The sequence below is a fragment of the Planococcus glaciei genome, from assembly GCF_900099655.1.
Classification (GTDB): domain Bacteria; phylum Bacillota; class Bacilli; order Bacillales_A; family Planococcaceae; genus Planococcus; species Planococcus glaciei.
The window spans coordinates 188,145-198,901 of record NZ_FNDC01000006.1 but is presented as its reverse complement, the minus strand read 5'-3'; the positions used below and the strand labels follow the sequence as shown (position 1 = coordinate 198,901).

General features: G+C 44.5%; 9 protein-coding genes and 1 rRNA gene. 3 read left to right on the top strand and 7 right to left on the bottom strand.

Features of this window, described 5'->3' with window-relative positions:
• Both BLQ32_RS09895 and BLQ32_RS09890 read right to left on the bottom strand, forming a co-directional pair.
• A 16S ribosomal RNA gene (locus tag BLQ32_RS09895) occupies positions 1-257 on the bottom strand; the annotation flags it as partial.
• 324 nt (positions 258-581) lie between these two features.
• On the bottom strand, positions 582-1,484 hold the full coding sequence (locus BLQ32_RS09890; RefSeq protein ID WP_074510192.1) for a DMT family transporter: 903 nt from the start codon (positions 1,482-1,484) through the stop codon (positions 582-584).
• A gap of 117 nt (positions 1,485-1,601) precedes the next feature.
• On the opposite strand from BLQ32_RS09890, the gene BLQ32_RS09885 reads away from it, so the two are divergent.
• Entirely contained in the window at positions 1,602-2,333 is a 732-nt protein-coding gene (locus BLQ32_RS09885; RefSeq protein ID WP_074510191.1) for an MgtC/SapB family protein, read from the top strand.
• Positions 2,334-2,345: 12 nt separating this feature from the next.
• Entirely contained in the window at positions 2,346-3,341 is a 996-nt protein-coding gene (locus tag BLQ32_RS09880; RefSeq protein ID WP_074510190.1) for a cation diffusion facilitator family transporter, read from the top strand.
• Positions 3,342-3,386: 45 nt separating this feature from the next.
• Here BLQ32_RS09880 and BLQ32_RS09875 read toward each other — a convergent pair whose 3' ends face one another.
• The 4 genes from BLQ32_RS09875 to pruA all read right to left on the bottom strand — a co-directional run bounded on the left by BLQ32_RS09875 (position 3,387) and on the right by pruA (position 8,804).
• Positions 3,387-4,550, bottom strand: coding sequence for an iron-containing alcohol dehydrogenase (locus BLQ32_RS09875; protein ID WP_074510189.1), 1,164 nt, complete (start codon positions 4,548-4,550; stop codon positions 3,387-3,389).
• Positions 4,551-4,661: 111 nt separating this feature from the next.
• Positions 4,662-5,906, bottom strand: coding sequence for a Glu/Leu/Phe/Val family dehydrogenase (locus BLQ32_RS09870; protein WP_036808413.1), 1,245 nt, complete (start codon positions 5,904-5,906; stop codon positions 4,662-4,664).
• 82 nt (positions 5,907-5,988) lie between these two features.
• Entirely contained in the window at positions 5,989-7,182 is a 1,194-nt protein-coding gene (locus BLQ32_RS09865; protein WP_036808410.1) for an ornithine--oxo-acid transaminase, read from the bottom strand.
• Between the two features lie 77 nt (positions 7,183-7,259).
• On the bottom strand, positions 7,260-8,804 hold the full coding sequence (pruA, locus tag BLQ32_RS09860) for an L-glutamate gamma-semialdehyde dehydrogenase (protein ID WP_074510188.1): 1,545 nt from the start codon (positions 8,802-8,804) through the stop codon (positions 7,260-7,262).
• Positions 8,805-8,942: 138 nt separating this feature from the next.
• On the opposite strand from pruA, the gene BLQ32_RS09855 reads away from it, so the two are divergent.
• The gene (locus BLQ32_RS09855) at positions 8,943-10,247 is read left to right on the top strand and encodes a sigma 54-interacting transcriptional regulator (RefSeq protein WP_139150528.1); all 1,305 of its coding nucleotides are present in this window, start codon (positions 8,943-8,945) and stop codon (positions 10,245-10,247) included.
• A 93-nt stretch (positions 10,248-10,340) separates the two neighbouring features.
• On the opposite strand, the gene yugI is transcribed toward BLQ32_RS09855, so the two are convergent.
• Entirely contained in the window at positions 10,341-10,712 is a 372-nt protein-coding gene (yugI, locus tag BLQ32_RS09850) for a S1 domain-containing post-transcriptional regulator GSP13 (protein ID WP_036808401.1), read from the bottom strand.
• Positions 10,713-10,757: the final 45 nt, after the last annotated feature.

Genomic DNA, 10,757 nt, shown 5'->3' with positions numbered 1-10,757 from the left:
TAGCTAATGCGCCGCGGGCCCATCCTGCAGTGACAGCCGAAACCGTCTTTCCGTTGGGTCCCAGGAGGGACCCAAAACTATTCGGTATTAGCACCGGTTTCCCGGAGTTATCCCGATCTGCAGGGCAGGTTGCCCACGTGTTACTCACCCGTCCGCCGCTAAACCAGAAGGAGCAAGCTCCTCTGGTTCCGCTCGACTTGCATGTATTAGGCACGCCGCCAGCGTTCGTCCTGAGCCAGGATCAAACTCTCCATTATAGAGTAGTTGATTGCTCAAATACTTGCTGGCGTCTCGCCACCCCGAAAGGTGCGCGAGTCGCTTGATCTGCACAAGGCTGATCAGTAGTTCTGCTCGGATCGCTTTGCGACGATCCTCGCATAAAATTTGTTTCGGCGTCGGAACGCCTCAACAATTTTTGTTGACATTTTGCTGTTCAGTTTTCAAGGTTCATGTTTTGTGCGCCGCTCATTTGCGACTTTATTAATATATCCTACTTGAGATTCGAAGTCAATACTATTTTAAAATATTTTTTCGCGTCGTCTTAAGGACATGTATAAATATAAACCGCCCAGCGGATAAAATCAACCCTTTTTCTTAAAAAAGATTGATTTTATTTTTTGGTAGTCGGCAACAAACAAGATAATCCCCGCCAACACTACACTTCCGCCGATAATCTGACTAGCGCTCAAGGTCTCTCCAAGTATGTAATAGGCCAGTATTGCCGCCCCTACCGGCTCAAAAAGAATGGCAATGGAAATCACATTCGTGCTTACCCACTTAAGCGACCAGTTAAATAATGTGTGCCCGAGAAGGTTTGGAATGATAGCCAATAGCAAGAACCACATCCACTCGCTAGCCGGATAAGGCCCAAAAGACTCTCCCTTAAATATGATATAGAAGAATAATGTTATTGTGCTGACTCCATAAACTACAAATGTATAGGTAATTAACGAAAGCCTCTTTCGAACATCCTGGCCAAAAAGTAGATAGCCGGTAATCAGTGCACAAGCAATTAAAGCTAATACATCTCCATATAAAGCGGTTCCGCTTATTCGGAAATCCCCGTAACCGATCAATACGCTCCCCAGCACTGCAATCATTCCAGAAATTAAGGTCTTGAGGGAAATATGCTCTTTGAAAAAGAGATACGTACCTACAAAAGCGAATAGCGGCTGCAGTGTAACGAGAACCGTTGAACTTGCCACAGACGTGTAATTCAAAGATTCAAACCAAAGAATAAAATGAAACGCCAAGAAAATTCCTGCGACTGAAGTAAAAATCCAGTCTCTTTTGCTTAGCTTCTTGATTTCGTGGGTATATTTCATAAAGAAGATTGGACTCATGATCAAAATCGAGAACAGCATGCGGTAAAATGCTGTGACTCCCGAATCAGCAGTCGTCATTTTCACAAAGATTGCAGAAAGTGCAACTGAGAAAACACCGACTATAATCGGGATAAAAGGATGGACCATTGGCTTTTCCATAAAGATGCCTCTCTTTCTTTCGGACTTCCGTTTCAACTGTACATATTTTCACACTTCTAATAGTGTGACATGTCCAATCTTCTTTATCAATACTCGAAACGAAAGGAGGCCAAACTTATGGACTTTTTTTCTGCCCTTGAAATTTCATCACTCGAAACTTTTTTGAAATTATTTTTAGCCGCTATCTTAAGTTTAGTAATCGGGTTGGAAAGGGAATTAAAAAGAAAGCCAGTGGGTTTAAAGACAAGCATTGTGATTGCCACGTTCAGTTGCCTGCTGACGATTATCTCTATTGAGTCTGCATATATCGCTGAAGGCAGCGAATACGCCAATGTGAATATCACAATGGATCCCCTCCGCTTAGCTGCACAAATCGTTTCCGGCATCGGTTTTCTTGGAGCAGGCGTCATTTTGAAACGCGGCAATGATTCAATCTCCGGGTTGACGACTGCTGCGATGATTTGGGGAGCTGGAGGAATTGGGATTGGGGTCGCAGCTGGATTCTATATTGAAGCTGCCGTTTCTGTACTAATCATTTTAATCGGCATTGAAGTCATCCCTCCCCTTCTCTTTAAACTCGGCCCCAAAAGACTGCGGATGGTAGAGGCAAATATCCGGGTGGTCACGTCCGAACAAAACGCAATTCCTGCCATAGTGGATGAGATAAAAGCAATCGGAGTGGTAATCGAAGCTCTTTCCATTTATGATCATCAGGAAAAAGAGGATCTGAGCCAGCACAAATTATCCATTCGCGCTTCTTTTCTTCAGGAGAAAGAAACGATCGTCCTTTATCAGGAGATTGGCAAGATCCCGTATGTTGAACACATTGAAATTGAATTGATTAGTTGAGGAGGAATTTGAATGGGAGAATTTTTTACATTGCTTAAAGGAGGCAACAAGCCATCCTTATACGCAGCCATTACGAACACGTTTATCGCAATTATGAAAGGTGTGGCCTTCTTCTTTACCGGCAACGTGGCAATGTTTGCAGAAACCATGCACTCGATCGGCGATGCAGCAAACCAATTTTTCGTCTTTATCGGATCAGCATTATCCAAAAAAGCACCGACCAAGCGTTTTCCTAATGGGTTCGGCCGGCTGCTGAATATCGTACTGCTTGGCGCTGTTTTAATTGTCGGCATTATGGCATACGAAACAATTATTGAAGGCTGGCACCAATTGACTCACCCAGTCGAAGCCGAAGGATTTATCATCAGCGTTGTCGTTCTCTCAATTGCTATCATCTTAGAAACTTTTGTTCTATATAAGGCTGGAAAAGAAATTCTTCATGAAGCCGGTGTTAAGGGAGGCGCAATGGCTCCGTTAACAACCAGTTTTGCTCATATGAACCGGGCAAAACCAGCAACGAAGCTCGTATTCATGGAAGACTTAGTCGCGACTTCCGGCGGCGTGCTTGCATTGATCGCTGTATTGATCGCCCATTACACCGGATTCCTTGCGATTGAAGGAGCTGCATCAATTGCCATCGGATTAATGATGTTTTACGTAGTCACCAAAGTATTTCTTGAAAATGCTCGCGGTGCCATCGGAGAAACCGATGAACAAATGGTCAATCATATCGCTCACTTGCTGAGCGAACACCCTGATGTAAGAGATATCCGCAAACTTGAAGTGATCAAGGAAGGCGAATTCCTACATGTGGAAACGAAAGTCGAGGTTAACCCTTCCCTCAATGTGACCGAAGCTGACCTGCTTCAAGATCGTTTGGCTGAACTGATTCTAAGTCAGCCAAGTGTCGATGATGTCATTGTATCGTTGGATGCAGATGACGGAGTCAAACACTGGACGCATGTAAGCAAAAAGCCTGAAACAATTGCCAACCTTTCTAAACAATAAAAAAAGCTTGAGCGCTGTTAAAATGCGCTCAAGCTTTTTTCTATATTATAAAGAGGCTTGCAAAATTTCTTTTACATCTTCATCTTTCAGTTTCGTGAAGTTGCCGAATTCTCCGTAAACCATTGCTTTTTCAACCATTACATCGATTTTCGAATCATCGATATCATAGTAGTTTAAGCGCGTCGGCGCTCCAAGAGAGGTCCAGAACTCCTGCAGACGGTCGATTCCCTCGAATGCCGTTTCTTCCTCTGTCTTGCCATCCGGATTCACGTCAAAGACGCGTACTGCCATCTGGGCGAAGCGTGAAGGGTTCACTTTGACATTATGGCGCATCCACTGCGGGAAGAGAATGGCGAGTCCGCCTGCATGCGGAATATCGTAGACCGCTGACACCGCGTGTTCGATATTGTGAGTCGCCCAGTCGCCGTTATACCCCATCTGAAGGAAGTTATTCAAGCCCATTGTCCCAGCAAATAGAATCGTTTCGCGGTGCTCATAGCTCTGCAGATCTTCCAATAATTTTGGTGCCGTCTCCATTACTGCTTTTAAGACTCCTTCACACATGCGGTCTTGCACCGGTGTGTTTGTTGCATTATTAAAATATTGTTCGAAAATATGAGACATCATGTCTACAATTCCGTAAACTGTGTGGTTTTTAGGAACCGACATGGTGTAAGTAGGATCCAAAATCGAGAATTTCGGGAATGACAGCGGGCTGCCCCAGCCGTACTTTTCCTGTGTTTCTTCATTAGTGATAACCGAACCCGAGTTCATCTCAGAACCGGTTGCAGCCAAAGTTAAAACAGTACCGAAGGGCAATGCACTTTCCGGCTTGGCTTTGCGGGAAACAAAGTCCCATGCATCTCCCTCATATGTAGCTCCGCAAGCAATCAGTTTCGCGCAGTCAATGACCGATCCACCGCCTACTGCTAATAGCATTTCAATGCCTTCTTTTTTACAAATTTCGATGCCGCGTCTAGCTGTTGAAATGCGCGGGTTTGGTTCTACTCCTGCCAATTCGAAAACTTCCAGGTTCGCTTCACCAAGGGCCTGCATCACTTCATCGTATAAACCGTTCTTTTTGATGCTGCCTCCGCCGTATACAACCAAAACTTTCTTGCCGAATTTCGGCAATTCTTTTTTAACTGCCTCCAACTGGCCTTTACCGAATATTAACTTCACCGGGTTGTAAAATGAAAATGCATTCATCTAATCAGCCTCCTTTTCTTCTCCTATTATGGATTTTCTGTATAAAAAACGCAAAAAATTTAAACCAAAAAGCCGCTCGGAATATTTCCCGAGCGGCTTTTCCTTAAATGCTTATACCCATCCACGGAAGCGGGCAGCTTCAGCAGTTCTGCGTGCTCCTACCATATAGGCAGCAAGGCGCATATCGATATTGCGTGTAGTCGCAACATTGTAGACATTTTCAAAAGCGTCTACTAGTTTTTTCGTCAATTTCTCATCCACTTCTTCTTGAGTCCAGTAGTAACCTTGGTTGTTCTGTACCCATTCAAAGTAAGAAACGGTAACACCGCCGGCACTTGCCAGTACGTCAGGGACCAAAAGAATGCCACGTTCAGTTAAAATCTTTGTCGCTTCTGAAGTTGTCGGGCCATTTGCCGCTTCAACTACGATGGAAGCTTTGATATTAGGTGCGTTATCCGCTGTAATTTGGTTAGAAATTGCAGCAGGGACGATGATGTCGCAGTCCAATTCAAACAATTCTTTATTGGTGATCGTGTTATCAAACAAGGTAGTCACTGTTCCGAAACTGTCGCGGCGGTCAAGCAAGTACTCAACATCCAACCCATCCGGGTCGTGAAGTGCGCCATAAGCGTCTGAGATTCCGACAATCTTAGCACCTTGATCATGCAAGAATTTAGCTAAGAAACTGCCGGCATTCCCGAAACCTTGAATGACAACTCGGGCGCCTTTCATTTCCAAACCACGTTTTTTAGCAGCTTCATTAAGAACAATGGTTACACCTTGAGCAGTTGCTTTGTCCCGGCCTTGAGAGCCCCCAAGAACAATCGGTTTTCCGGTAATAAATCCAGGTGAATTGAATTCATCAATTTTGCTGTATTCATCGAACATCCAAGCCATGATTTGAGAGTTTGTGAAAACGTCTGGAGCCGGAATATCTTTGTTCGGCCCAACGATTTGGCTGATCGCGCGAACATAGCCGCGGCTCAGTTTCTCAATTTCATGCATAGACATTTCACGTGGGTCACAAATAATGCCGCCTTTACCGCCGCCATATGGCAAATCTACGATACCGCATTTTAGCGTCATCCACATAGACAAAGCCATCACTTCTTCACGGTTTACTTCAGGGTGGAAACGGACTCCCCCTTTGGTCGGTCCGACAGCGTCGTTATGCTGCGCACGGAATCCAGTAAACACTTTTGTTTTCCCATCATCCATACGTACGGGAATACGAACTTCCATAATTCTCATTGGTTCTTTCAGAAGTTCGTACATAGCTTCTTCGTATCCGAGTTTATCCAATGCAGTTTTGATAACGTTCTGTGTTGACGTCAACAAATTCAGGTTTTCAGCCATTGTTTTAATTCGCCTCTTTATATCATAGTAATTACTCCGCAACTAGTGTAACATAATTCACTTTGCATGTGTCAGGAACATCTTATTTTGAAAAGACTTTTTGGATGCGCTCAATTGCCCAGTCCAGATCTTCTTTTGCAATAATAAGCGGCGGTGCAAAACGGATTACTGTATCATGCGTTTCTTTGCACAATAACCCCAATTCTTTTAACTGTTCGCAATATGGACGTGCCTCTTCCGTAAGCTCCATTCCAATGAACAATCCGCGTCCACGAACTTCTTTAATAGAAGGATGGTCAATTTCACGCAATTTGCCCATGAAATAGTCGCCCAGTTCCAAAGAGCGGTCAGCCAGTTTCTCGTCCTGCAATACTTCCATCGATGCAATGGATACTGCACAAGCAAGCGGATTGCCGCCAAATGTCGAACCGTGGGAACCCGGGTTAAAGACACCAAGAATTTCGTGGTCAGCTACAACACAAGAAATCGGGAATACGCCGCCGCCAAGTGCTTTACCGAGTATGTACATGTCCGGGTTTACATCTTCCCATTCACAGGCGAACATTTTGCCGGTACGCGCTAGGCCGCATTGAATTTCATCCGCAATAAACAAGACATTGTTTTCGCGGCAAAGTTCTCTTGCAGCTTTCAAGAATCCTTCTTCCGGCATAATGATTCCAGCTTCACCTTGGATTGGCTCAATCAGGAATGCAGCGGTGTTCGGCGTGATGGCATTTTTCAAGGCTTCCAAATCGCCGAAAGGAATTAAGTTGATGCCTGGAAGCATCGGTCCGAAGCCTCTGCGGTATTCAGGATCAGATGATAAGGAAACAGCCGTCATTGTACGGCCATGGAAGTTTCCGTTGCACGCAATGATTTCCGCTTTGTTTTCTTCAACGCCTTTAACGTCATATGCCCAACGGCGAGCCGCTTTGAAAGCGGTTTCTACAGCTTCAGCACCTGTATTCATTGGCAATGCCATTTCTTTGCCGGAGATTTTGCAGATCATTTCATACCATGGCGCCAGCATATCGTTATGGAATGCACGAGAAGTCAACGTCACGCGGTCAGCTTGGTCTTTTAATGCCTGAATAATTTTCGGATGGCGATGCCCTTGGTTCACTGCAGAGTAAGCAGACAACATATCCATAAATTTATTGCCTTCTGGATCTGTTACCCACACGCCCTCTGCTTCCGTGATAACAATCGGAAGTGGATGGTAGTTGTTAGCCCCGTACTTTTCAGTCGTTTGAATAATTTCTTGTGTTTTTGTCATGTTATTTCCTCCTTTTTTAAAAAAGGCAGACTTATCGTCTGCCTTGATTATGAATTATTATAACATTTAATGAATTATTATAACATCTCTGAAGTTGTTTTTGCTTGCATGTGAAGTGTCAGGTAATCCGGTCCGCCTGCTTTTGAGTCAGTTCCAGACATGTTGAATCCACCGAATGGCTGGTATCCAACGATAGCGCCTGTGCATCCGCGGTTGAAGTACAGGTTTCCGACATGGAAATCTTCGCGTGCCTGCTCCAAATGTTCACGGTTGTTTGTAATAACCGCTCCAGTCAAACCGTATTCAGTGTTGTTGGCAATTTCGATTGCTTCAGTAAAGTCTTTGGCTTTTGAAATACCGATGACCGGGCCAAAAATTTCTTCTTGCATGATGCGTGAGTTCGGATCAAGGTCAGCGAAAATTGTCGGGTTCACAAAATAACCTGTAGAGTCATCTCCAGTACCACCGGCAACTAGACGGCCTTCTTCTTTTCCGATTTCAATGTAGTCTGTGATTTTTTTGAAAGCAGCTGAGTCAATAACCGGTCCCATAAAATTGTTTTGGTCAACAGGGTTTCCGACTGTCAATTCGCCCGTTAATTCGATGACACGATCTACTACTTGGTCGTATACGTCTTCAACGATGACAGCGCGTGAAGCTGCTGAACATTTTTGTCCACTGAAGCTGAATGCAGATTTCACGATGGATTGTGCAGCAAGTTCAAGGTCCGCTTCTTTATCTACGACCATTGTATCTTTTCCGCCCATTTCAGCGATTAAACGTTTCATCCAGATTTGCCCTTCGTTTACTTTAGAAGAACGTTCTGCGATGCGAAGTCCGACAGCACGTGAACCCGTGAATGAGATAAAGCGAGTTTGTGGGTGGTCTACCAAGTAATCCCCTACTTCTCCGCCAGGTCCTGGAATATAGTTGACGACGCCTGCTGGCATGCCCGCTTCTTCAAGAACTTCGATGAATTTGTAAGCCACGACCGGAGTTGTTGAAGCCGGCTTCAATAGAACCGTGTTTCCAGTTACCATCGCTGCAACAGTTGTACCTGCCATAATAGCGAAAGCAAAGTTCCAAGGTGAAATGACAACACCAACACCTAAAGGAATGTAATCGTAGCGGTTGTACTCACCCGGGCGGCTTTCTACTGGCATGCCGTCTTTAAGGCGAAGCATTTGGCGGCCGTAGTATTCAAGGAAATCGATTGCTTCAGCTGTATCCGCATCTGCTTCGTTCCAAGGCTTACCTGCTTCTTTAGTTAAAAGTGCAGAGAATTCATGTTTGCGGCGGCGGATGATTGCAGCAGCTTTAAACAATACGTCTGCACGCACTTCCGGTTTTACTTTTTTCCATGTTTTAAACGCTTCAAGAGCACTTTGCATCGCTTTTTCAGCTAAGTCTTTATTTGATTTAGAAACGCGGCCTACGATTTCTTCTTTGTCTGCCGGGTTGAAGGAAACGATTTTGTCTTCTGTCATGACACGCTCGCCACCGATAATTAGTGGGTAGTCTTGACCTAAGTAAGCTTCAACTGTTTTCAAACCTTCTAAATACGCATTGCGGTTCGATTCAATTGAAAAATCAGTAAATGGTTCATGTTTGTAGGGAATCATGTAAATCCTCCTCGAATTTGGATGTGTGCAAAAAATATTTGCACTTCTAATCTCTTTCCATATATAATAATGCAAAAGATTGTTGCATTTTTCAAGTATTATCTATTAAAAAGTTCAAATATTTTTGAGGTGATGGGATTGACTACTGGAGAAATAGATTTGTCGCCCTTTTTAAAGTTTGCAGCAGAGCATGTAGCAGTAGGTATTCATGCTGTAGATCTGAAAGGGAAAACCATTTTATACAACCAAAAAATGAAAGAAATTGAAGGCTTTGATTTTGAGGAACTGGTTGACCGCTCCTTGCTTGAGATGTTCCGATTCGAGCAGCACGAAAGCACCCTTCTGCAAGTTCTTCAAACCGGTGAAGCTGTATTAAATGCGAAGCAAACCTATTGGAACCGGAAAGGCCAGCAAATTACCACATTGAATGATACCTATCCCGTTGCGCAAGGCGGCCAATTAATCGGTGCTGTCGAATTGTCGCGTGACGTCACGACGCTTGAAAAAGTGGTCTACCAGCCTCTGAAAAAATACGAAGAGCCAATTACGTTCAATAGCATTACAGCTGTTTCGGACAGCATGAAAAAAGTGATTGCCACAGCTGAAAAAGCGGCAACGACCAAATTGCCGGTGCTTTTGATCGGTGAATCCGGCACCGGGAAGGAATTGATTGCCGAAGCCATCCACTGGGCTTCTTCTTCATCCGGCCAATTGAATACGCTTTATTGCCACGGGGCCAATGAAAAATTGATCGATCAGTTAAATCAAGAGTTGTCTGGCGGCACCATTTACTGTGAACGGATCGACTTATTGCCTCCGCCTTTGCAAGTCCGATTATTGAAAATGGCACAAAAGCAGATGAACGGAGATACGTATTTCATAGCGAGTGTCGGCGAGGATCCTGTTGAATTGATCGCTTCAAAGAAACTATTAAAAGAGCTTTATTACTTTTTCTCAGCGATGACGATCCAATTGGAACCGCTCCGGAACCGCAAAGAAGACATTTTGCCGTTCATCGAGGATTATTTGTCGCGGCACCGCATGTACTTCGGCTCGCGGGTCAGCCGCTTGGATGAAGAAGTGCAAAGTCTATTTATGGCCTATGACTGGCCAGGCAATTTAAAAGAACTTGAATTGCTGCTCGATGAAACCACTTCCTTGATCACGACGCAAGAAAGCATCAGTGTGGATCTGCTTCCTCAGCATTTCAAATCCAAAACGATGAACAAAACGGCCTTAACACCGGAAGATTTCATCATTCGGGCGGGCAAAGATTTGCTGCCGCTTGATGATTATTTGCTGGAAGCTGAAATGTATTATTTGCTGAAAGCCATGGACCTCCACGGCGGCAATGTAACAAAAGCGGCGGCAGCGCTCGGAATGAGCCGCCAGAACCTGCAGTACCGCTTGCGTAAAATCAAAAAAAACGAAGCACAGACATGATGTCTGCGCTTCGTTTTTGCGTTTAGGCTGCATGGCCGTCAGCGCTTTTCTTACTGTCTAGCTGCAACGCCTGATCAGGCGCTTCCGCTTTTCTTACTGACCTGAACGTTTGATCCATTCTTGCATTTTGTCTTTCAATGAGTTGAATCCTTCAGAGTCGTTTTCGTTTACGTGCGACTGAAGAGATTGTTTTGGTTTTTCAGTGCGTTGAGCTGCTGGTGGCTGCTCTTGCAATGCACGGATTGACAAGCTGATTTTTTTAGATTTTTCGTCAACTTCCAAAACTTTCACGTTAACTTCCTGGCCTACTGCCAAGTATTCGCTAACTTCTTTAACGTAGCCGTGTGTAATTTCTGAAATGTGGACCAATCCTTGAGTCTGATCGTCCAATGCTACGAATGCGCCGTAAGGCTGAATTCCTGTTACTTTACCTGCTACTGTGTCGCCTGTTTGATATTTTGTCATGTTCTACCCGCTCCTATACTTATCTAATTATCCTGTACACCTATT